Below are 23540 nucleotides of genomic sequence, written 5' to 3' on the forward strand. Positions count from 1 at the left end.
TGCGGGCGCACGTGCTTCTGGCACGATCCGTCCATGCACACCAAGGGGGAGGGGCTCCGCGCCTGGGTGACCGGGCTGGACGACCGCGCGCTGCGGGAACTCCTCGCGATTCCGGGCATGTTGGCGCAGATACCGGGCATCGCCACCACCGGGAACGGGCCGGCGCCGCGCCTGCGGCGCCGTGAGGTCCTCGCCGCCCGTACGTGGCTCAACCGTACGAGCGCGGCCGGCCTCACGGCGATCGCGCACTACGCGTCCGGTTGGACGATGTACCGCCTGGAGCGGTGCTACGGGCATCCGCCCGCGCGGTTGGCGAGGCCGGAGGCGGAACAGCTGCGGCGGATGCTCCGGGAGGTCGATCCGGTGCTCGCGCAGATCACCCTGTACGGCCTCGCCGACGACCGGCTCGCCGAGGGCGGATCGGTCGAGGAGCGGTGGGAGGACCTGTGGGAGGCCGCCACGGCCCCCGGGACCCCGTGCGGGTGCGAACCGGGCGGCGGACCCTGCCGCCCGGCCGGCGCGAGCGCCGAGGACGGATCGGACGCCGACGAGGAAGCCGTCGGGACGGACGACGTACAGGAGGAGGGCGGCCCGTTGGCCGTGGAGATCAGCGAGGACCGACTGCGCGCGTCGCGGCGGATGCTGGGCGAGCGATCGGCGGAGCTCGACCGCGTGTTGGAGGAGACGCTCGGGCGGGTGCGGGCCGGACGGGCCGTTCCGGACCTCCTGGCCGTCCGGTTGGAGGAATGGCGGCGGGAACGCGCCCTGATCGCGGACCTGCTCGCCGCCGACGGCCGTACGTGGCCCGGGGAGGCGGGTTTCGCCGAACTCGACGCGCTCGCGCGGGAGCTCCGGGACGCGGCCGCGCGGCGCGCCGAGGAGCTGCTCCGGCTGGACGAGGACCGCGCGGACATCCTCGTCCTCCTGGACAAGACGGCGCCCGACGCGCCGCACCACGTCCTGTTGCAGCAGTCGCTGACCGCGCTGGAGACCCGCATCGGCGAGCTCCTGGCGGCCGGAGCGGCCGGCGCGCTCCCGGACGGCGCCCCGCCCCCGTCGGCGTCCGTGCCCGCACAGGGACGGGCGCCCGACGCGGCCGCGCCGTCGTCCGGGCCGGCTACGGAAACGGAAGCACGGCCGGAGGCGGAGTCGGAGGCGGAACCGGAGTCGTTGCCGGAGCCCGAGCCGGAGCCCGAACCCGAGCCGGAGGCGGACCCCGCGGCGGAACGGAGCGGCCCGTCCGACGCGACGCCCGAACCGGTGGCCGGGGCGGCCCGGACCGCGGCCCGGACCGAGGCGCCGACCGCGCCCTCGGAGCCGGAACCGGAGCCGGAGCCCGAATCGCTTCCCGAACCGCTTCCCGAACCGCTGCCGGAACCGGAAGCGGAACCCCGAACGGCCCCGGACGCGCAGGCGCCCGCCCCGCCCCCGGAAGCGGTCGCGGAGCCCGTCTCCGCACCGGAGCCGCAGCCCGCCCCGGCGCCCGCGCCGCAGCCCGCGCCCGCCCCCGCCGCGGCCCCGGCCCCGGCCCCCGAGGCGGCGCCGGCGGCCGAACGCTCCGGCGCGGACGCCTCCGGCGCCCCGGAGGACACGGCGGCCCCGAACACCGGCCCCAAGGCCCCGGAGCACTCGCGCTTCACGCCCTGGACGCCGCCGGAGGCGCCCGACGGCGCGGAGGCCGCGGTGGCCCGGCTGATCGCCCAGGGCCGCTTCCAGGAGGCCTACTGGACGACGGTCGGCTCGGCGGAGCCCCCGCACCGCGCCGAGACCCTCGCCTTCGCCGAGGCCGCCTTCGCCTGCGGCGACGAGGGAGAGGCCGCGGCGGTGATGACCGGCTTCGCCCTGGAGATCGAGGCGCTCCAGGCCGACCGCCCCGCCCTGGTGCTCGCCGCCGTGGCCTCGCTGCGGGCCGGCCTGTTGGTGGGGTGGCCCAACGACCTCCTGATCCAGGCCGAGCTCTCCTCCAGCGTGCCCGGGAACTGGGGCAAGCTCCTCGAACGGGCCGTCGACGCGCTGCGCCGCTACCACCGGCTCGACCTCAGCGCGACCCGCCTGGCCACCGACACCGTGGTCGGGCTCACCCCGGAGCAGCTCTCCTCCGAGGCCGACGAACTGCGCGACGCCCTGCGGCGCCAGCGCATCGGCTACACCCGCGCGACCCAGGTCAGGACCCGTCTGATCGACTCGGACCAGCCCCTGGGGAAGGCGCTGGAAGCGGTCGGCCACTGGGCCGCCGGCACGGCCGGGCCGGCCGAGCTCGACCGGGCGTGGGAACTCTTCCGCAAGCGCGGCTCCGCCGAGCGCATGATCGAGGAGGCCGACGCCGAGATCCGTACGCCGAAACAGGCGAAGGAGCACATCGAGGCCGCCGCCAAACGGGCCCTGCTGCGCAGCATCGAGCAGGTCTGCGACCTGCTGTCGCGCGCCCGGGCGCTGGCCGCGCCCGTCGTCGACGAGCGCGCGGACGGTGCCGCCACCACCCTGCGCCACGCCCTCGAACAGGTACGCGACGAGACGCCCCCGCCGGGCGTCGAGGGGGCCGCCCTGCTGCGGCTGCGCACGTGGCTCCTCGAAGGCGACCGTTCGCCCGGCACCGCCGTCCCGGCGCGGGACCCCGATGCCGTACGGGTGATGGACCAGCCCCGGACCGAGGCCCTCCTGGCCGCATCGGGACTCCCCCGGTCCCCCGAGGGGGCGCCGCTGCCCGCCGAGGAGGGGTTCGAGGAGGCGGTGCTCACGCTGCTGGACCCCGTCGACGCCCGCGCGGTGCTCCGGCGCTACTTCGAGCAGGGCGACCTGCACCTCGCCGACGCCCTGGTCGCGGCGCTGGAACAGGACCTCGTCCCGGCGCTCCCCGCGGGGCCCGACGCCGTGCCCCGCGACTGGCGGCAACTGCGCGACCCCGAGTGGACGCGCTGGAGCGCCGTCCACCGCAAGGCCCACGCCGCCGCGAGCGGTCTCCTCGCCGAACTGCGCACCCAGCAGCTCGACATGCAGACGGAACGCGAAGTCGTCGGCCGGCTCGAAGAGCTGCGCCGGCCCGCCCCGGAGGGCGCGTTCGGTCGGGCCTGCGCCGGCATCACCGTCCTGGAGGGCGAGATGCGGGCGGCGGTCCGGGCCTACGTGGAGCGCCTCCACGAGAGCGTGACGGCGCTGAACCCGTCGGACGAGGAACTGCGTCGGCTCACCTCGCTGCTGGACCTCGGGGACACGGTCACCGCCGAGGAGTGTCTGGCGCTGCTGCGGGAGGGCAAGCCCCTGCCCGACTGGAGCACCACGGACTCGGGCGCGGAGCTGGAGCGCTTCACCGCCGGGATCGAGCTGGCCGGGGTGCGCAGGACATCCGGCGCCCAGGGCTACTCCGCCCGCCCGTGGGCCGAGTCCTATCTGGACGGCAACCCCCTGACCGAGGGGGCCCGCAGCGGGCTGGACTCGTGGGACGCCCTGTGCCGGCCCTCGACCCGGGGCTCGGAGTGGCAGCGGCACATCCCCTCGGTCCTGCGCGTGCTGGGGCTGGAGTGCCCGCACACGCCGGTCCGCGACCAGCAGGGCCAGGTGCGCGGGGTGCTGCGGCTCACCGCCCGGGCGCGGGCGAGCGAGACGGCTCCCGGGTACGTGGCCGCCCTGGGGTCGGCCGCGTCCTCGTACACCATCCTCGTGGTCTCCGACGAGCAGCGGGGTCGCAGCCCGCTGGAGCTGCTGGACAGCAGCGACTCCGGGGCCTGCCTGATCCTCTACCTGTACCCGCTCGGGCTCGGCGGGCGGCGGGAGATGGCGGGGCGGGCGCGCACCGCCGCCTCCCAGCAGGCGCTGGTGGTGGACCCCGCCGTGTTCGGCTGGGTGGCCGCGCGCTCCCCGCGGTCCTTCCGGGCCACCCAGCGGGTCACCCTTCCCTGGACGGCGTACAACCCGTACACGCCCTTCGTGGCCGGGCTCGTGCCCCCCGAGGTGTTCTACGGGCGGCAGGAGGAGATCGCCGCCGTGACGGACCCGCTCGGGGCGCTGTTCCTTTACGGCGGGCGCCAGTTGGGCAAGTCCGCCCTGCTGCGCAAGGTCCAGGCGTCCTTCCCCGGCACGCCCGGCCACAAGGCCATCTACGTCGACCTCAAGGCGCGCGGGGTGGGTGAGGCCGAGCCGGCCGAACGCGTCTGGGCCGTGCTGGAGGACGAGCTGCGGCGCGTGGGCGTGCTGGACGCGTCGGCGCGTTCGGACGACACGCCGGACGCCATGCTCGCCCGGGTGGAGCGGTGGTTGGAGGAGGGGCACGACCGGCGGGTGCTGGTGCTGGCGGACGAGGCCGACGCCTTCCTGACGGCGGATTCCAAGGCGGTGCGCGGGCGGGGCGGGGAGGCCACCTTCGCCAACGTGCTGCGGCTCAAGGGCCTGATGGACCGCACCGACCGGCGGTTCAAGATCGTCTTCGCGGGTCTGCACCAGGTGCAGCGCTTCGGCCACCTCTCCAACGTGCCCCTGACGCACGGCGGTCCGGACGTGCTGATCAGTACGCTGAAGCCGGCCGAGGCGCAGCGTCTGGTCGTCGAGCCGATGGCGGCCTTCGGATACCGCTTCGAGCGGCCCGAGCTGGTCTGGCGGGTGCTCGCCGCGACGAACTACCAGGCGTGTCTGGTCCAGATCTTCTGCGAGCGGCTCGTGGCGACCCTGCGGACCAAGTCGGTGGCCTCGGCGAACTGGCCGATCACGGTGACGGACGAGGACGTCCGGTCCGTGACCGGGTCCGCCCAGGTCCACCGGCACATCGCGGAGCGGCATCGCATCACGATCAACCTGGAGGACCGCTACCGGGTGCTGGCCCTGGTGATCGCCTTGCGCAGTCAGGAGGACCTCTACCGGTACGGCTACGACGCCGACGAGCTGTTGAGGGCGGCCAAGGAGCGCTGGCGGGAGGGTTTCGGTTCGCTCACCGCGACCGACGTACGGATCTACCTGGACGAGATGGTCGGCCTGGGCCTGCTCATCCAGCTGGCCGACGGGCGCAGCTACGCCGTGCGCAGCCCCAACGTCGTCAGCATGCTCGGTACCCGCGAGGACCTCGAACTGGAACTGCGCCAAACGGAGTTCGGGCTCCCGTACGACTACAACCCGCGCTTCTCGCGGCGGTTCGTCGGCACGGACCGCGCGAACATCGCCCGCTACAGTCCGCTGACGGAGCACCAGCTCCACACGGTGACGGCCCCGGGCGTGGCCGCGGTGTGCCTGACCGAGGCACACGGTCCGGCGCTCGTGAAGGCCGCGGTGAAGTCGTACTCCACCGCGCGCGGGCTGGAGTTCCGGGAGGCGCCCGCCGACGCCCCGCCGCGGGCCGTGGCGCGGGACGCGGACGACCGACCGCTCCTGATCCTGGCCGACGTCCGGGGCAGGGGCCCCGCCGAGGTCGCGGACTGGACGAAGGCCCTGCACGCCCGTACCTCCCCGCCCGAGGGCGGGATGCCCCACCGGACGGCCGTCCTTCTGGTGGGTCCGTCCGAGTGGGGCCGCAAGGACGAGGTCATCACCGGCGTCGTGCGTCCCGAGCGGTGGACGACGGACAGCCTGCGCGCCTGGCCGGAGTGTCCGTTCGACACCCCGGACAAGCGGCGCAGGGTCATCGAACTCACCGGCGGCTGGCCGCACCTGCTGGAGCGGACGGTGCACCGCATCACCCGTGAGGGCTCCCCGCTCGAAGCGGCCCTGGAGGACGCCGGGGACTTCGCGGGACGGGTGGACTTCGCCCGTTCGCACCTGGAGCGGGTCGGGCTCGACAGCGGACTGACGGCGGTGCTGACCGACTGGATCCAGTACGTGGAGCCGGGCGAGGCGTGCGCGTACGCCGACATCGCGGCGGTCACCGGGCTGCGGATCGAGGAGGTCGGACCGCTCGTGGGCCGGCTGCTCGACCACGGCGTACTGGACGACGGACCGGACGGCTGCTCGCTCGACCGGATCACCTTCCGGGCGCTCCAGGTCCTGTCGGAACCGACGTGACCCCCGAGCCGCCCGGGGCCCCCGAGCCGCCCGCGCCCCACGGCTCGCCCGGGGCCGCCGAGCCGCCCGGGGCCCTCGGGACCCCGTTGGCCGCGCTGCCCGGGGCTCGGTTGTGGACGCGCCGACTGCTGGAGGACCTGCGGTCGGGCCGGAGCTGCGTGTGCCTGTTCCCCCAGGGCCGGTCGCCCGGGGTGCCGACCGTCGCCGGCGCCCTGCTGGACGAGCTGCTCCACGAGTTGGCGGACTTCGTCCTCGTCCCCGCGCCCGGCGACGGCGCACGGGCCGAAGTCCGCGCCCCCGCCCCGTCGGCGCGGGTGGCGGCGGCCGCCTGGGGAGACGGCGACCCGGTCCTGGACTACGACGACGGACTGTCCGCCTTCTCGACCGCGCGGACGCCGACCGCGGCGCTCCCCGCGCCCCGCGCGCCCTCGGCAGCGGCCGTCCGCCACGAGGAGCCGGGCTACGGCTCCCTGGCCGACCGGATCGTGAAGGAACTGGGCGATCCGGCCTTCGACCGGGGCGGGGACACCGGGATAGAGGGGCTCCTCGCCCTCCTCACCGACGCCACGCGGCACCCCGGGGAGAACCGGGTGATCGTGGTGCGGGGTTGGTTGGAGGCGGCGCCGGTCGCCGCCACCGACCTGCTGCGGCGACTGGCCGCCACGGTCAAGGCGGCTGGCATGCCCCCGGAGCGGCGGCCGCGGCTGCTGTTGCTGGCCACGGCGACGGAACTGCCCGTGGAGCTGCCGGAGGAGATCGCGCGCGAGGACGTCGGCGTGCACTGGTGGTGGGGCGCCCTCGGCCGGCTGGACACCGCGACGGTGGTGGCCATGTCCCGGCCCCGCCCGCCCGGTCCGGCCGCCCGCCACCAGCTCCTCGAAGCGGTGGCCCAGGCCACCGTCGTCGAGGTGTGCGGGCCCTTCCTCGATCTGGCGGAGCGGCTGGCGGTCGAGTGGGACGGGCTCCCGGACGGCCTCCCGGAGCGGTTGCGCCGGCTCGTGGCGCCGGCCGCCCCGGCGTCCGGGACGGCGGCCCCCGTGCCCGGCCCGCGCGAGGCGGAGCCCACCGCCGCCGCCCTCCATCCGAACGCCGCCCTGCGCCCCGCGTGGAACCTGGGCGCGCTCGACCGGTGGGACGGCCGCCTGCGCCGCCGCCCGGACGCCCCGGCCGGGCACGAGGACGGTGCGGACGGTGTGCGCACCGGCATCTGGCTGGCCCAGAACCACGCCCTGTTGCCCCTGCTCGACACCGCCCGCGAGCGGTTCACCCACGTGATCGTGGTCCGGTCGCGCCTTCGCGGGGCCGAACTCGTCGCGCTCTACGGCCGGTCCGCCGACATGGAGCTCGGCGCGATGTGGAGCGCGCACCTCCAGGGTCACGTACGGCTCACCCGACCCGAGGCCGACCGGCTGCGCACCCTGTGGAGTTCCCGCAACAAGCTCGCCCACCGCACCCCGCTGGACAACCGGGCGCTGGCGGCCCTGGTGGACGTCCTGTGCTCCTGAGGGGGCGCGGGCGCCGTCACGCGTACGGGTCCGGGAGGTCGGTGGGGGTCCCGGGCGGGTGGGGGTGGTCGTCCTCGACGCGGTCGACGAGGATGACCGCCACGTCGTCCGCCAGCCGGCCCCGGGTGTGCCGCGTCAGGGCCTGCCTCAGCCCCTCCAGGAAGGCCTTGCGGCTGTGGCCGCGCATCGCCTCCATGGCCCGCGGCAGGTCGAAGAAGGCGTCGTCCTCGTCGCGGGCCTCGATGACCCCGTCGGTGTGCAGCAGCAGCCGGTCCCCCACCCCGAACGGGTAGCGGTCGGTCCGCCCGGCGGGGCCGGTCATGAACTCCTCCAGACCGAGCGGTGGCAGGGGGGTGCCCGGCTCCAGGGGCCGGACCGTCCCGTCGCGCAGCAGGAGCGGCGGCGGGTGGCCCCGGTTGACGACCTCGACGTCGGGGGTCGGCGGGATCTGGGCCACGAGCACGGTGACGAACCCCTCCAGGAGGACGTCCCCGTCGGCCAGGCCCGCGCCGGGGACGGCGGCGTCCCGCCTCAGGGCCGCTCCGCAGTGGTTGACGACCTCCACCAGGTCGTCCTCGTAGTGCACGGCCTCGCGGAACGCGCCGAGGACGACCGCCGCGGCCCGTACGGCGGGCAGCCCCTTGCCGCGGACGTCACCGATGATCATCCGGACCCCGTAGCGGGTCTGGACGGCCTCGTAGAGGTCCCCGCCGATCTGGGCGCCCGTCTCGGCCGCCAGGTACATGCTGGCCGCCCGTACGGGACCCAGCCGGGCGGCGACGGGGCGCAGGAGGACGTCCTGGGCGGCGGCGGCGATCCGGCGGACCTGGTTGAGCTCGTTGTCGTGGCGCGTGCGCACGGCGCGGCTGGTCATGACGCTCGCCACCGACACCAGGGTCAGCGCGAAGAGGTTCGTGTAGACCTGCTGGCCGCCCCAGGCCCGGTTGTGGGTGGCGGTGACCACGCTGACGGCCACGGCGAGGGCCGTCGCGGCGAGGGTGCCCCGGGGGCCCATCGTGACGGCCGCGAGCGCGGGGGTGGCCACGAGGAGGGGGCCCGTGTAGACGAAGTGCGCCGGGGTGAGTTCCACGAGGAGCACCAGCAGGGCGAGCGCGAAGGGCAGGCACTCCGCGAGCGCGTAGAGGGCCTGGTGGTGGCCGCCGGCTCCCGGTCCCGGGGGCGAGCGCGGGGGCGCTCTCATGACTACAGCCTGCCCCTGACGGGCGTACGGCCGCCACTCATGGGTCCATCGGCGGGTACGGGCGGCCGGCCCGGGCCGCGGGCGGGTAGGGATGCGCGGAGCGGGGCGCCGGCCCCGCCCCGCCACCCCTTCGAGTCGGGAGCCCCCATGTCGACGAGCAGCGGTCCCGCGGAGGTCCCCGAGGTCTCGCGGCGGGAGTTCGACGCCCTCTTCGCCTCGGTCCGTACGTGGGGCCGCTGGGTCCCCGCCGATCGGGGGGCCTGGAACCGGGTCACCGCGGAGCACGTCAGGCGGGCCGCGGCCCTGGTCCGCGACGGTACGCCGGTGGCCCTGGGGCTGCCCTGGAACACCCGTCCCGGCCCCGACAACGCCCGGCCCGCGCTGCACCACATGTCCGACCTGGGCGACGTGGAGCCCCCGGAGCCGACCGCGCACAAGGACTTCCTGGCCGTCGACTACCACGGCAAGGCCGTCAGCCACCTGGACGCGCTGTCCCACATCGCCTACCGGGGGCGGCTCTACGAGGGGTACCCGGCCCGCGAGGCGATCGGTTCGGAGGGCGCCCGTTTCGGCGCGGTGGCGGCGCTCGGCCCCCTCGTCGCCAAGGGCGTGCTGCTGGACCTGCCCGCGGTCCTGGGCGTGGACTGGCTGGAGCCCGGGCACGCCGTGCGGGCCCGTGACGTGGTCGCCGCCGAGCGGGCCCTCGGGATCCGGATCGACGACGGGTGCGCGGTGCTGCTGCGCACCGGCCGGTTCCGGCGGCGGCGCGAGCGGGGTCCCTGGGACGTCGACGCGGCGAGCGCGGGCCTCCACGTGGACGCGGTGCCCCTGCTGGCCGAGCGGGGCATCTGCCTGCTCGGCGCCGACGGGGACAGCGACGTACGCCCCTCCCCCGTCGAGGGGCTGCACTCCCCGGTGCACGCCCTGGCGATCGCCGCCATGGGGGTGCCCCTGCTGGACAACCTGGACCTGGAGGCGCTGTCGGCCGCCTGCGCCGGGGCGGGACGCCACGAGTTCATGATCGTGGTGAGCCCGCTCGACGTTCCCGGCGGGACGGGCTCTCCGGTCAATCCCGTCGCCGTCCTGTGAAGCGACAAATAACCGGGAATATACTCAAAAAGCACTGTTCGCCTTCACCTCACGGAGCACGCACGTCACGCGGCACGGACCACAGCGAACGAACGTCCCGCCACGGCCGAGGGCCGGGGGCAGCCGGGCAAGGGGAAGTGATGCAGATGGGGGTCACGGGAGACGAAATCGGCCCCGCGCGCTCCCGTGAGCGCTTCCTGGTGGGCGAAACCGTCGAGGCCGGGGCGCGCGGCGTACGCGGTCCGATCCTGAACTCGTGGCTGCGCTGCCGGCTGCTGGGCCTGTCCCCGGACCAGACCGAGCTGCCGTACCGGGACGACTTCGAACCGGACAGCCGGCTCGTGCGCGCGGCCTCGCCCGTGCTCGACCGGCTGCGGACCCGCTTCTCGGGCGGCCTGGTCAACATCTCGCTCGCCGACGCCGACGGCACGGTCGTACAACGCCGCTTCGGCGAACCCTCCATGGTCCGGAGCCTGCCCCCCATCCAGAGCCTGCCCGGCTTCGTCTTCGCCGAACGGGTCGCGGGGACCAACGGCATCGGTCTCGCGTTGGCCGAGCGGCACCTGATCCAGGTCTACGGCGCCGAGCACTTCGCCGAACGCTCCCAGGCGAGCGCCTGCTCCGCCGTGCCCATCCGCGACCAGCTCAGCGGGCACATCGTGGGCGTGCTCTGCCTCGGGTACCCGCACGCCTACCAGGACCCCTCCCTGGCCGTCCTGGTCTCCCGGGCCGCCGAGTCGATCGAGCGGCGGCTGATGGAGCAGAGCTCGGCGCGCGAGCGCGGGCTGTTGCGCGCGTACCTCGACGCCGAGCGGCGGGCCGGTGCGGGCGCCGGGAACGGGCGCCCCGTCGAACCCGCCCGGCACGTCGAGCTGACCTGGCCGCCCGGGGCCGCCGGAGCCGAGCGCGGTGACGTCGACCCGGTCGGCCTCGAACCCGTCGACGCCGGACTCGTCGAGAACGTCGAGCTGGACCCGCAGGACCGGACGATCCTCAAGGAGAGGGCCACCGAGCTGATCTCCTCCTCCCGCCGGGCCGCCGTCGAGGTGGCCCTCACCCACGGCAGGGGGGCCACCCTGCTGAGCCGGCCGGTCACGAGCGCCTCCGGGGTGGAGGGCATGGTCGTCGAGGCCGTTCTCGGCGGGGACTCCCCACCGGTCCACCACCTCTCCGTCGCCCCCCGCGCCGGACCGCGCCCCGTCGGGCCGGCCCCCGGTCCCGCGGGGCACGGCCGCGGCCCGGTCCGCGGCCTGGTGCTGGTGGGCGAGCCCGAGGTCGGCAAGTACGCCATCGCGGCGAGGCGCCGCCTGGAGCTGCTCGCCGAGGCCAGCACCCGCATCGGCACCACCCTGGACGTGGGACGCACCGCCCGGGAGCTCGCCGAGACGGCCGTCCCGAGCCTCGCGGACTACGTCACCATCGACCTGCCCGAGGCGGTGCTGCGCGGCGACGAGTCCACCGACCCCGGCACCGACCTGCACCGCGTCGTGGTGCACGGCATCCGCGACGACTGCCCGTTCTACCCGGCCGGCGAGCGCGTGGAGCTGCTGCCCGGGACCCCCCACATGCGGTGTCTGGCGGGCGGGCACCCGATCCTGGAACCCGAACTGGGCGCCGCGGCCGGCTTCGTCGCCCAGAACCCCGAGCGCGCCCGCCGGCTGCTGGAGTACGGGGTGCACTCGCTGATCGTCGTCCCCCTCCTGGCCCGCGGGGTCCTGCTGGGCATCGCGGCCTTCTACCGCTCGCGGGACCCGGCCCCCTTCGGCGACGACGACCTGCGCCTGGCCCAGGAACTCGGCGCCCGCGCCGCCCTGTGCGTCGACAACGCCCGCCGCTACACCCGCGAACACACCCTCGCGCTGGCCCTGCAGCGCAGCCTGCTGCCGCGCGGGCTGCCCGAACAGGGCGCCGTCGAGGTCGCCCACCGCTACCTGCCCGCCGAATCCGGCGTGGGCGGCGACTGGTTCGACGTCATCCCCCTGTCCGGTACCCGCGTCGCCCTCCTCGTCGGCGACGTCGTCGGCCACGGCCTGCACGCCGCCGCCACCATGGGCCGACTGCGCACCGCCGCCCGCAACTTCGCCGAGCTGGAGATGGCCCCCGACGAGCTCCTCACCCACCTCGACAACCTCCTGGTGCGCCTGGACCGCGAGGAGGGCGACGGCAGCGCGACGGGCAGCACCGGGATCGTCGGCGCCACCTGCCTGTACGTCGTCTACGACCCCACCTCGCGCCGCGCCGCCATGGCCCGGGCCGGCCACCTCCCCCCGGCACTGGTGCGCCCCGACGGCAGAGTGACCTTCCCCGACCTGCCCGCCGGGCCACCGCTCGGCCTGGGCGGCCTGCCCTTCGAGACGGCCGAGATCGAGCTGCCCGAGGACAGCACGCTGGTCCTCTACACCGACGGCCTCGTCGAGGACCGCCACCGCCCCGTCGACATCGACGTCGCCCTCGACCGGCTGAGCCGGGCCCTGGCCCACCGGGACCGCAGCCCCGAGGACACCTGTCAGGCCGTCATGGAGGCCATGGCGCCCGAACACCCCGGCGACGACATCGCCCTGCTCGTCGCCCGCACGCACACCCTGCCGGCCGACCGGATCGCGACCTGGGACCTGCCCGCCGATCCCGCCCGGGTCTCCGACGTCCGCAACGCCGCCGCCCGACGGCTGGTCGACTGGGGACTGGAGGAGCTCTCCTTCGCGGTGGAACTGCTGCTGAGCGAACTGGTCACCAACGCGCTGCGCTACGGCAGCGAGCCGATCCAGGTCCGCCTGATCCACGACCGCTCCCACGACCACGCGCTGATCTGCGAGGTCTCCGACGGCAGCAGCACCGCCCCGCACCTGAGGCGGGCCGCCAACACGGACGAGGGCGGGCGCGGCCTGTTCCTCGTCGCGCAACTCGCCCAGGCGTGGGGCACCCGCTACACCCCACGGGGAAAGGTCATCTGGGCCGAATGCGCCGTGAACGCGGCGTAACCGGCCGGATGCCATGAAATGCCGCACACCTGCACGTAGCATCCTCCTGACCCACCTCCCGTGGGTCAGACCCGAGGCCGGCCCCGGAGACGTCCGTGCACGATCCCCATGGCACCCCCGACACCCCGACGGACCGCCCGCCCCGGCCCCTCGCAGGGGAGCCCCTCGTGCGGATACGGGGTCTGGGCAAACGGTTCGGCGGCACCGTGGCGCTGGACTCCGTCAGCCTCGACCTGCACCGCGGCAGCGTCCTCGCCCTCCTGGGACCCAACGGCGCGGGGAAGTCCACGATCGTCAGGGTGCTCGCCGGGGTGCTCCGGGCCGACGAGGGCGAGGTGACGGTGGCCGGGCACCCGATCGGGTCGCAGGCCGCGTCCGCGCGCACGGCCTTCATCCACCAGGACCTCGGACTCGTCGAGTGGATGACGGTGGCCGAGAACATCGCGCTGGTGACCGGCTACCCGCGGCGCCACGGCCTGATCTCCTGGAGGCGCGCCCGGGCGCGCTGCGCCGAGGCCCTCGACACCCTCGCCGGGCACCTGGACGCCGACGCCCGGATCGCGGACCTCGCACCCGCCGAGCGTTCCCTGGTCGCCATCGCCCGGGCCCTGGCCCGACGGGCCGAGCTCCTCGTCCTCGACGAGCCGACGGCCACGCTCCCCGCCGCCGACTGCGCCCGGCTCTTCGAGGTCCTGCACGCGCTGCGCGACCGGGGCCACGGCATCCTCTACGTCAGCCACCGCCTCGACGAGGTCTACCGGGTGGCCGACGCCTTCGCCGTCCTGCGCGACGGCCGCCTGGTCAGCCGGGGGCCGCTCGCCGGATACGGTCCCGACCACCTGATCCGCGACATCACCGGCGGCGCACCGGTGCGCCGCGCGCCCGCGTCCGCGCCCGCGACCGCCACCGCGGCCTCCGCCGGAGCCGTCGGCGTCCGGGCCGCCCGCCGGCCGACCGTCCTGCGCCTGGAATCCGTGACCACCGAGCGCACCGGGCCGGTGAGCCTGGAGCTGCGCGCCGGGGAGATCCTCGGCATGGTGGGGCTGACCGGCGCCGGCCACATGCACCTGGGCCGCGCCCTGGCCGGCGCGCTGCCCCTGCTCGGCGGACGGGCGCTGCTCGACGGCCGCCCGTACCGCCCGCGCACCGTGGCCGCCGCCCTCGGCCGGGGGGTCGGGTTCGTCGCCGCCAACCGGCAGGAGGAGGGCTGCGCCCTTGATCTGACGGTCCGGGAGAACTTCCTGGCCAATCCCCGGGCGGCCGGGGTGCCGGCCTGGCGGCCGCTGCTGCCGCGGCGCGAGCGGCGCGAGGCCGCGGGCCTCGTCGAACGGTTCTCGGTGCGCCCGCGCGACAGCGAGGTGCCCATCGCCACCCTCTCCGGCGGCAACCAGCAGAAGGTGGTCCTCGGCCGGTGGCTGCGCGGCCGGCTGCGGGTGCTGGTCCTGGAGGAGCCCACGGCGAGCGTGGACGTCGGCGCGAAGGCGGCGATCCACCGGCTGCTGGACGAGGCGGCCGCGGAGGGCCTGGCGATCCTGCTCGTGTCGACCGACTTCGAGGAGGTCGCCGACCTGTGCGGGCGGGCCCTGGTCTTCGTGCGCGGAGCGGTGACCGCCGAACCGGCGGGGGCCGACCTGACGCCCGCCGAGCTCACCCGGGCCGCCTCCGCCATGCCCGCCGTCACCGGAAGCGCGACGGCCCCGTGACCCGCCGGCCCTCGCGCGGGCACCTCATCGGGAGCTACGGCCTGCCGGCCCTGGCCGTCCTGCTCTTCCTCGTCTTCTCCCTCGTCCTTCCGGACACCTTCCCGACCCGGGACAACGTCACCTCGATCCTCTCCAACCAGTCGATCCCCGCCCTCCTCGCGCTCGGCGCGACCCTCCCGATCGCCACCGGCAAGTTCGACCTGTCGATCGGCTACGGGCTGGGGCTCGCCCACGTCGTGGTGATGCACCTGATCGTCGAGGAGGGGACGCCCTGGCCACTGGCCTGCCTCGCGGTCGTCCTCGGGGGGACGCTGGTCGGGGCCCTGAACGGCGTCATCGTCGAGTTCGCCCGGATCGACTCCCTCATCGCCACCCTCGGCACGGGCAGCATCATGTACGCCGTCACCGGATGGCTCACCGACGGCGGCCGGATCGTGCCCGGCCCCGACGGCCTGCCCCCCGCCTTCACCGGCCTCTACGACGCCCGCTTCCTCGGGCTTCCGCTGCCCGCCTGGTACGTCCTGGCCGTCGCCGGCGCCCTGTGGGTCGTGTTGGAGCGGCTGCCGCTCGGACGGTACCTGTACGTCATCGGCTCCAACCCCCGTACCGCCGCGGTGATCGGCATCCCCACCCACCGGTACTCCGTCTACGCCTTCGCCGGCTCGGGCACGGTCGTGGGGCTCGCCGGGGTCCTGCTCGCCGCGCAGCAGCAGATCGGCAACCCGAGCGTCGGCCTCGACTACCTGCTGCCCGCGTTCGTCGGCGCGCTGCTCGGCTCGACGACGATCAGGCCCGGCCGCGCCAACGCGGTGGGGACGCTGGTGGCCGTCGGCGTGCTCGCCATCGGGCTCGCCGGGATCGGCCAGCTCGGCGCCCAGTTCTGGGCCACTCCCCTGTTCAACGGCGGCACGCTGCTGCTGGCGGTCGGTCTGGCCGGCTGGGCCGCCCGCCGGCGCCTGCGGACACGGGCCGCGGCGGAGGGGCACCGCCCGCCCGCGGACCGCCCGCCGCCGGACCGCCCGCCGCCCGAGCCGGCGCGGACGGACGGGGGCGCCCCCTGACCGTCCCGCTCGCCGTCGCCGTCCCCCGTCGCCGTCCGCCGTCCCCGTCGCCGTCCCCCGTCGCGCCGTCCCCGTAGCCGTCCCCGTCGCCCCCGGTCCCCGCGCACCCCGGTCAGGAGCACCGTGTACCCGTACCGCCCGAACCTCCTCGCGGTCGCGGCCCTCGCGGCCGCCGCCGCCCTCGTCGCGGGTTGCGCCGGCGGCCCGTCGCGGTCCCCGGCGTCGGAGGGGCGCTCCCCGGAGGCCTCGGCCGGCGGGTGCCCGGCCGTGGTGGCGAAGGCGAGGGAGGCGGTCGGGCGGGCCGAACGCACCGACACGGCCTGGAGCGGTCCCACGACGGGCCCGCGCGCCGTTCCCGGCAAGGACCTCGTCTACGTCGCGCAGACCATGACCAACCCCGGTGTCGCCGCCGTGGCCAAGGGCGTCCAGGAGGCCGCGGCGGCCATCGGCTGGCGGGTCCGGGTGATCGACGGGGACGGCACGCCCGCGGGTATCCAGGCCGCGCTCAGCCAGGCCGTCACCCTGAAGCCGTCGGGCATCGTGATCGGCGGCTTCGACCCGCGGATCACCGCGCAGCAGACGGCGCGGGCCGCCGCCGCCAAGGTCCCGCTGATCGGCTGGCACGCGGTCGCCTCCCCCGGCCCGAGCACCAGTCCCCCGCTGTTCACGAACGTCACCACGAGGGTGGAGGAGGTCGCGGGCATCAGCGCGGACTGGGTGATCGCCGGCTCCGACGGCCGGGCCGGGGTGGTCGTCTTCACCGACGACTCGATCCCCTTCGCCCGCAACAAGTCCGAGCTGATCAAGCGGCGGCTCGACGACTGCCCGGGAGTGCGCCTGCTGGCGACGGCGAACATCCCCATCCCGGACGCCAGTCAGCGCACCCCCCAGCAGGTGTCGTCCCTGCTGTCCCGCTTCCGGGACCGTTGGACCCACTCCGTCGCGATCAACGACCTCTACTTCGCCGACGCCGCCCCCGCGTTGCGGGCCGCCGGACGCCCGGGCGGGGGCCCGCCGCTGAACATCGGGGCGGGCGACGGGGACCCCTCGGCCTTCCGGCGGATCGACAGCCGGCAGTTCCAGGCCGCCACCGTCCCCGAACCCCTGGACCAGCAGGGGTGGCAGATCGTCGACGAGTTCAACCGCGCCTTCGCCGGCCGGCCGGCCAGCGGCTACGTCGCCCCCGTGCACGTGGTGACGTCCGGGAACAGCGGCGGGGCCGACTCCTGGAACCCGCCGGGCTACCGGGAGGCGTACGAAAGGATCTGGAGCGGCGAGTGAGGACGCCCCCTCCCTCCTCCCCTCCCGACGGGCGTCGGTCGGATTCCGGTGCCAGGCTGGGGGCGTACAGGACCCGTGAAAGGCCATCGCCATGATCACCACCGACTTCGTCCCCGGTTCCCCCTGTTGGCTCGACCTCGGAGCCCCCGACGTGCCGGCCGCCGCGGCCTTCTACGGCGCCGTCCTCGGGTGGGAGTACGAGGCCATGCCCGTCGAGGAGGAGGACGTGGAGGGCGGGATGTTCCGCAGGGACGGGAAGATCGTCGCCGGGCTCGGGAAGCTCACCGAGGAGGGCGCCCGCCCGGCCTGGATGATCTACCACAGCGTCACCGACGCGGACGCCACCACGCGGGCGGTGGAACGCGCGGGCGGCACCGTCCGGGTGGCTCCGCGCGATCTCGACGAGTGGGGTCGGATGGCCCAGTACAGCGACCCCCTCGGCGGCCAGTTCGCCGTCTGGCAGCCCGGTACGGACCGGGGCGTCGAGCTGGTGGACGAGCCGGGCTCGCTGTGCTGGACCGAGCTGTACACGACCGACGCCGCCGCGGCGAAGGAGTTCTACGGCGGCGTCCTCGGCTGGCGGTTCGGCGACATGCCGATGCCCGGCGGCGGCGAGGGCGGGGGCACGTACACCCTCATCACTCCCGAGGGGCTTCCCGACGAGCGCATGCACGGGGGGCTCATGCAGCTGCCGGCGGAGCAGCTCGACCTCACGGGCGGGCGCCCCTACTGGCACCCCGTCTTCGCCGTCGCCGACTGCGACGCGGCGGTCGCGAAGGTCCGGGAGAACGGCGGCTCCGTGCAGATGGGCCCCGAGGACGCCGAGGGCGTGGGACGCCTCGCCGTCTGCCTCGACCCCGCGAACGCCGACTTCGTCCTCCTCGCCCCGAGCGGCGGCCGATAGGTCCGCCCCGAGCGCCCGCTTGAACATCCGCTTGAACATCCGCTTGAACACGCCCGCGGTCCTTCGCGGCGGTGGGCGGCGAAGCCGGCCGAAGGCGCGCACGCCGGCCCCCGTTTTGGCAAGGGGTGACTTGCCGATGTGCGCGGGAGTCCCTGAACAGCGCAGGTACGAGAGCAATCTGGAAGATGTCGCACCCCGGAGACGTGGCTACTTTCCTAAGTACCGGGCCGCGCGGAGGCACGGTCCGGCCGACGGAATACCGGAGTTGGGGATGCGTACATTCGCTGTGCGGGCACAGAACGGAGTGGTCTGTTTCTCACCGGTGCGGGCGCTGATAGGCACCGGTGTCACGGAGGCGTGGCCGATGCCGGCCCGGGTCGGGCTGAGGTTGGTCGCGCCCGACGATCCGGCGTGCGCCGCGGACGGGGAGAGGGCGGAGGGGAGCCGGGCCGGTCCGGGAGGGCCCTCGCACTCCGAGTGGGTGGTCCGCGCGCTGGGCGCGGTCGGTCGGGCCTGGATCGACCAGGTCGGCCCGTGTCGGGTCGACGTGATCGACGTGGAACTCCTCGACGACGGGAGCCGGTTGTTCTTCTCGACGCTGGCCGACGTGTCGGGGGGCCTGGTCACGGTCCGCTGCCGGGCGCGGTCCTCCGACGGTCCGGCGCCGCTGGCCCCGAGGGCGAGCGCGCGGGAGCGGCGGATCGAGGACCTGGCGTCCTCGTCCGGCAGGCTGGACGGGGAGGAGGTCGACTTCCTGTACCGGCAGGCCCTCGGCTACCTCCGCGACGGGGACGGCTGGACGGCGGAGCGGCTGCTGCGCGCGGTGTTGCCGCGGCGTCCGACGCCCGCCGTCCGGCGGGGGCTCCTCGCCGCCGGCGAGCTGCTGGGACGCCCGTCGGGCGCCGGCCCGGACCTCGGCGACCGGGCGCGCGGGGGCGCGGCCGGCGGCGAACCGGCCCTCGGCCGTCCGGGGCCGGATCGTCCCGGGCCGGCTCGTCCCGGGCCGGATCGTCCCGGGCCGGGTCGTCCGGCTCCCGACGGGCAGGCCCCCGTACGCCCGGAGCCCGACCGGCCCGCGGACCGGACCGGGGAGCGGACCGGGGAGCGGCGCGGCGGCACGCTACGACTGGGAGCGGGTTGGGAGCGGCTGGAGCGGTGGTCCGACAGGGCGGGCCAGATCGAGCGGAACGCCGTGCACAAGGCGCTGTTCGCCGTCGCCGACCGATCGGTGTTCCGGTCGTACGAGACGTACGACGATCCCGTCGAACCGCTGGATCTTTTCGTGCGCGTCAGGGAGGGGCTCGTCCTGAAGGTCCGCGTCCGCGATCTCGACACGTTCGACATCGCTCATGTGGGTCCGGTCGGGGAGGCTCCCGGCCTCGATGCGGAAACCGGCCGATTGGCCTGAATCGGTTCCCCGGCGGGCCGGTGGGTGACGTTCAACACCGGCCCGCACCAACGTGGTTGAGTCGTTCAAGTGTCCTTGACAGGGTCCATGACCTGTGGAAATGTCGGCTGCGCTCGTGATACCTGGGCTTTCTCTTTCATGAACTCGGGGGGATTTCCGATGCCGCCTCTGGATGTTTCCGGAATAGACGTCTCATCGCGGGTCCGGGCCCGCGACATTCAAATGGCGGGTGTCGCGGACATTCGCCGCCGGGTCCTGATGATCTCCGGCGCCATCGACACCGTCGACCACGACGTCTCGGTCTGCGTCAACCTCCCCGAACCGGGGCGCTGGCAGATCATCAAGTCCGAGACCAACCTGACGGACCGCACGTGGGTGGCCATGCAGGCCGCCACCGACGAGGACTCCGTCTTCGTCAACGACGCCGAGACCCTCGTGATGTCACGACAGTTCTCCAAGTCCTTCATCACCCCCGACCAGCGCCGCCTGACCTTCTTCGGCGGCGAGGTGCGCCCCGGCGAGGCCGTGGTGAAGATGTACTCGCTGGAGACCACCGGCCGGAAGCCCACCTACGCCTACTCGCGGTACAGCCCGATCGCGACGGACAGCCCCGAGGTCACCGCGAAGACCGTCGAGCGGTTGGTCGCCGAGGGCCTGCCGCAGCGCCCGGTCATCGAGGTCATCGTCCCGGTGACGGTCATCGGGTGATCACCTTCGTTCCGCCGCCGCACCTGCTGGACTCGCCCCGGGGCCGCCACTGGCCGCCCTCGCCCACGGCCGGCCCGCCGTCCGCCCCGCCGCCCACCGGGGTGGACGTGGCCATCGTCGGGGCCGGCCCCGCCGGACTCGCGATGGCCTCCGCCCTGTGGCACCTCGGCGTGCGCGACGTGGCCCTCCTCGACCGCGACGGGCGGCCCTGCGGCCGGTTCTTCGACCGCGTCGACACCCTCCGCCAGCGCGTGCTGCGCTCCCCCTACGAGCACCACCCCGGGGTCGAGGGCTACCGCGACTGCGAGCTGCTCGACTTCGCGCGCCTGCACTGGTCGCTGCTCACCCCCGTCGAGCGCCGCGAGATACGCATGGCCCAGTCCGGGCACCGCTCCGTCGTGCCCGTCGACGTCTTCGAGGCCTACTGCCGGCACGTCGCCACCCTCCACCACGTGGAGGAGCGGACCTGGAAGGCCGACGTCGGCGAGGTCCGTCCGGCGGACGACGGGGTCACCGTCCTCGGCGACGGGTTCGCGCTGCACGCCCCGTACGTCGTCCTGTGCCTCGGCGAGGAGCGCCGCGAGGCGCCCGCCGACTGGTGGGACGGCGCGGGCACGCCCCCCGGGGTGAGCCACTGGGACCGGCCGGTGCCCTCCGACGCCCGGCGCGTGGTCGTCGTCGGCGCCGGTCTGAGCGCGGCGCACCTGGTCGCCAACGCCCTGGGCGAGGGCAAGGAGGTGCACTGGGTGGTGCGCGCGGCCGAGGAGCGCTACCAGTGCGCGGACGTCAACGCCTCCTTCTTCCGCGCCGAGGGCCGGGCCCGTTTCGACGGGACGGACTGGCAGGACCGGCTGGCTCTGATGGGCGGGCACCGTCGGGCGTCGGTCATGTTCGAGTTCCGGCCGCTGTTGGAGCGCGCCGAGGCGGAGGGACGGCTCACCGTGCACCGGGGCCGCGCCGTGACCGCCGTGGCCCCCGGGCGGGCCGGCAGCCGCGCCGTCGTGCTGGAGGACGGCGAGCGGGTCGTCGGCGATCACGTGGTCCTGGCGCTGGGCACCTCCGTCTCCAACGGCGAGGGGTTGCTGCCCGCGGAGGTCGTCGGGGCCCGTGACGGCTGGCCCGACCTCGACGAGCGGACCCTCGCCTACCGGAACGCGCCCCGGGTGTTCGCCGTCGGCGCGGCGGCCTGCATGGTGCTGGGCCCCGCCGCGCGCAACATCGACGGCCACCGGGTGGCCACCGCGCGGGTGGCCGGCGCGATCGCCGCCCGCCTGGAGGGGACCTTCGAGGCCCGTCCCGTCGGGGGCGTCGAGGACAGGGAGATCGCCCGTGTCTGACCCCCTGTACGAGGCCGCCCTCGAACTCGACGCGTACGACCCGCGGTTCTCCTTCACCCCGATCGACGAGCCCGCGTTCACCGAGATCGGCGTGATGCTGATGGGGCTGGACGCGGACCGTCTGCTGGCCGGGCTCGGCATGGCGGCCCTCGCCGACGATCCGGCGCAGGTGGCCCTGGCCGTGGACCGCGTCCGGCACGGGGTGACGGCCGCCCTCGGCTTCGACGCCCTCGTCGAGGCGGGCCTGCACCGCTGGCGCTCGGCCCGCGGGGCCATCGAGGCCGCGGGAGCGCAGCCGCCCGCCCCGGTGTCGCTGCGCCGGGCCTGGGACCAGGCCATGCGCCTGCTGACCTACTGCGACCTCGGCGACGTGGGCCCCGCCACGCTGGCGCACCTGGCGGCCTGCCGGCTGCGTCAGGACGAGATCGACCGGTACGACCGAAGCCCCCTCACCTCAGGGATCTGACACCGCGATGTCCTATCTGAACTCCCGGCCCGCCGGCGCGACGCTCCTCGACGTGTTCCGGAGCTTCCCGGAGACCTCGGGCCCGCTGCTCGAACTCCACGAGCGCCTGCTGCGCGGCCCGTCCCCGTTCACCGTCGCCGAGCGCGAGCTCATGGCGGCCTACGTGTCGGGGCTGAACGACTGCGCCTACTGCCACGGCATCCACACCGCGACCGCCGAGGCCTTCGGCGTACCGGAGGGCCTCCTCGCCGCGGCCCTGGAGGACCTCGACGGCTCCCCCGTCGAGGAGCGGCTCAAGCCGGTGCTGCGCTACCTCTCCGTGTTGACCCGCACCCCGGCCGCGCTGACGGAGAAGGACGCCGAGGCCGTCCGCGCGGCGGGCTGGGACGACCACGCCCTGCACGACGCGGTGCTGGTCGCGGCCCTGTTCAACTTCATGAACCGGATGGTGGAGGGCCTCGGCATCGCGGCGGACCCGGCCTACGTGCCGATCTCCGCGGCCCGCCTCCACGAGCACGGTTACGCCGCCCTGACCAAGCCCCCCACCACCTGACGCGGAGGCGCGGGAACGGCCGCCCGGCGCGGAGGGATCGTGCCGGGCGGCCGCCGCGATGCGGGACGGGCCCTCGCGGGCGCGCCGTCGGGAGCGGGCGCGCCCTTGGGGGCGGGCGCGCCCTTGGGGGCGGGCCGTTACGGCACGGGCTGCTGCTGGGTGACGCAGTGGATGCCGCCGCCGCCCGTGCCGAGCCGGTCGATGTTCAGCTGCTCGACGACGCGGCCGGGGTAGAGGCGGGCCAGGGTGGCCCTGGCCTCCGTGTCGGCGCGGGTGTCGCCGAAGTGCGCGCTGATGACGGCCCCGTTGCAGACGTAGTAGTTGGCGTAGGAGGCGAGGAAGTCGGGGTTGGACGAGCGGATCTTGTAGTAGTCGGGGCCCTGGATCCGATCGACGCTCATGCGCGCGCCGCCGGCGGAGGTGGCCGCGGACAGGATCTGGTACTGCTGCCGGGCGTCCTTGGCGTAGACGTCGTTGTCGCTCGCCAGGGGCATCTGGACGGTGGCCCGGCCGGGGGCGAGGAAGCGGGAGGTCGCGTCGACGTGGTCGTCGGTGATGTCCTGGCCGACCACGCCGTCGAACCAGATGACCTTGGTGGCGCCGTAGGCGGCGAGCATGGCCGCCTCGATCTGGGCCTGTGACCGGTTGGGGTTGCGGTTGCGGTTCACCAGGCTGCTGCGGGTGGCCATCAGGGTGCCGGCGCCGTCCTGTTCGATGGCCCCGCCCTCCCCGACGAGACCGGCCGAGGTGAACGGCACCCCGACGTGGGAGGCGATCCGGCCGGCGACCAGGGCGTCCCGCGCGTGGGTCTGCTTGTTGCCCCAGCCGTTGAAGTTCAGGCCGACGGCGTCGAGACGACCGGTTCCGTCGGTGCGGAAGACCGGCCCGCTGTCGCGCATCCAGCAGTCGTCGACGGGGATGGTGGTGAGGACGGTGACGGTGGAGCCGCACTGGGAGCGGGCCTTGGCCGCGCTCGCGGGGTTGGCGCACAGGTAGACCGGCTCGTACTTGGCGATGGTGCGGGCGATGAGCGCGATGTCCGACTGGACGCCGGCCAGTTTGCCGCCCCAGATGGAGGAACTGTCCGGCCAGGCCATCCAGGTGCGGGTGTGGCGGACGTCCTCGATCGGGACGCGGAACGCCCCGGCGGCCGTCGGACGGAGGGCGGAGGCGGCCCGGGCCCGTCCTTCGGTCGCCGCCAGCGCCGCGGCGGCGGTGAGTCCCGCGGCCGTCAGGAAGCGGCGCCTGCCCATGCCCCCGCCCGCGGGGCCCGCGGCCGTCCGGTTCACCACGTGATCGTTCATGAGGGGTTCCTCCGATGGTCAACTCCCCGCTCTGGCAACGGGGTTGGCCGGAAAGCTAAA

At 75.0% G+C, this 23540-nt stretch carries 15 protein-coding genes; 13 read left to right on the forward strand and 2 right to left on the reverse strand.

Going from position 1 to position 23540, the window contains the following annotated elements; translation table 11 throughout:
* The first annotated feature begins 33 nt into the window (after positions 1–33).
* Both ACZ6ZI_RS07765 and ACZ6ZI_RS07770 read left to right on the forward strand, forming a co-directional pair.
* A complete protein-coding gene (locus ACZ6ZI_RS07765) occupies positions 34–5982 on the forward strand; it encodes a hypothetical protein (RefSeq protein WP_469517513.1) in 5949 nt (1982 codons plus the stop codon).
* Positions 5979–7487: a hypothetical protein gene (locus ACZ6ZI_RS07770; RefSeq protein ID WP_469517516.1), complete on the forward strand. Its 1509-nt coding sequence runs from the start codon at positions 5979–5981 to the stop codon at positions 7485–7487. Before ACZ6ZI_RS07765 ends, ACZ6ZI_RS07770 begins: the two co-directional genes overlap by 4 nt.
* Positions 7488–7503: 16 nt before the next feature.
* Here ACZ6ZI_RS07770 and ACZ6ZI_RS07775 read toward each other — a convergent pair whose 3' ends face one another.
* Positions 7504–8688: a PP2C family protein-serine/threonine phosphatase gene (locus ACZ6ZI_RS07775; protein WP_469517519.1), complete on the reverse strand. Its 1185-nt coding sequence runs from the start codon at positions 8686–8688 to the stop codon at positions 7504–7506.
* Between the two features lie 147 nt (positions 8689–8835).
* Between ACZ6ZI_RS07775 and ACZ6ZI_RS07780 the strand changes: the two genes are divergently transcribed.
* The 11 genes from ACZ6ZI_RS07780 (at position 8836) to ACZ6ZI_RS07830 (ending at position 22176) form a co-directional block, all read left to right on the forward strand.
* Positions 8836–9777: a cyclase family protein gene (locus ACZ6ZI_RS07780; protein ID WP_469517522.1), complete on the forward strand. Its 942-nt coding sequence runs from the start codon at positions 8836–8838 to the stop codon at positions 9775–9777.
* A gap of 146 nt (positions 9778–9923) precedes the next feature.
* Entirely contained in the window at positions 9924–12755 is a 2832-nt protein-coding gene (locus tag ACZ6ZI_RS07785) for an ATP-binding SpoIIE family protein phosphatase (protein WP_469517701.1), read from the forward strand.
* 167 nt (positions 12756–12922) lie between these two features.
* Positions 12923–14458: a sugar ABC transporter ATP-binding protein gene (locus tag ACZ6ZI_RS07790; RefSeq protein ID WP_469517526.1), complete on the forward strand. Its 1536-nt coding sequence runs from the start codon at positions 12923–12925 to the stop codon at positions 14456–14458.
* Positions 14455–15519: an ABC transporter permease gene (locus ACZ6ZI_RS07795; RefSeq protein ID WP_469517529.1), complete on the forward strand. Its 1065-nt coding sequence runs from the start codon at positions 14455–14457 to the stop codon at positions 15517–15519. The genes ACZ6ZI_RS07790 and ACZ6ZI_RS07795 overlap by 4 nt, the downstream gene beginning before the upstream one ends.
* A gap of 123 nt (positions 15520–15642) precedes the next feature.
* Entirely contained in the window at positions 15643–16800 is a 1158-nt protein-coding gene (locus ACZ6ZI_RS07800; RefSeq protein ID WP_469517532.1) for a substrate-binding domain-containing protein, read from the forward strand.
* A 91-nt stretch (positions 16801–16891) separates the two neighbouring features.
* On the forward strand, positions 16892–17704 hold the full coding sequence (locus tag ACZ6ZI_RS07805; RefSeq protein ID WP_469517536.1) for a VOC family protein: 813 nt from the start codon (positions 16892–16894) through the stop codon (positions 17702–17704).
* Between the two features lie 271 nt (positions 17705–17975).
* Positions 17976–19112: a DUF6235 family protein gene (locus ACZ6ZI_RS07810; protein ID WP_469517539.1), complete on the forward strand. Its 1137-nt coding sequence runs from the start codon at positions 17976–17978 to the stop codon at positions 19110–19112.
* A 222-nt stretch (positions 19113–19334) separates the two neighbouring features.
* On the forward strand, positions 19335–19820 hold the full coding sequence (locus ACZ6ZI_RS07815; protein WP_363055326.1) for a DUF6423 family protein: 486 nt from the start codon (positions 19335–19337) through the stop codon (positions 19818–19820).
* Entirely contained in the window at positions 19817–21157 is a 1341-nt protein-coding gene (locus tag ACZ6ZI_RS07820) for an FAD-dependent oxidoreductase (protein WP_469517542.1), read from the forward strand. The genes ACZ6ZI_RS07815 and ACZ6ZI_RS07820 overlap by 4 nt, the downstream gene beginning before the upstream one ends.
* On the forward strand, positions 21150–21623 hold the full coding sequence (locus ACZ6ZI_RS07825; protein ID WP_469517545.1) for a DUF6187 family protein: 474 nt from the start codon (positions 21150–21152) through the stop codon (positions 21621–21623). The genes ACZ6ZI_RS07820 and ACZ6ZI_RS07825 overlap by 8 nt, the downstream gene beginning before the upstream one ends.
* A 7-nt stretch (positions 21624–21630) precedes the next feature.
* The gene (locus ACZ6ZI_RS07830) at positions 21631–22176 is read left to right on the forward strand and encodes a carboxymuconolactone decarboxylase family protein (protein WP_469517547.1); all 546 of its coding nucleotides are present in this window, start codon (positions 21631–21633) and stop codon (positions 22174–22176) included.
* Positions 22177–22313: 137 nt separating this feature from the next.
* Here the strand turns inward: ACZ6ZI_RS07830 and ACZ6ZI_RS07835 are convergent, their stop codons facing one another.
* Positions 22314–23480: an agmatine deiminase family protein gene (locus ACZ6ZI_RS07835; protein ID WP_469517550.1), complete on the reverse strand. Its 1167-nt coding sequence runs from the start codon at positions 23478–23480 to the stop codon at positions 22314–22316.
* Positions 23481–23540: the final 60 nt, after the last annotated feature.

The sequence above is a fragment of the Streptomyces sp. NPDC103540 genome, from assembly GCF_055584445.1.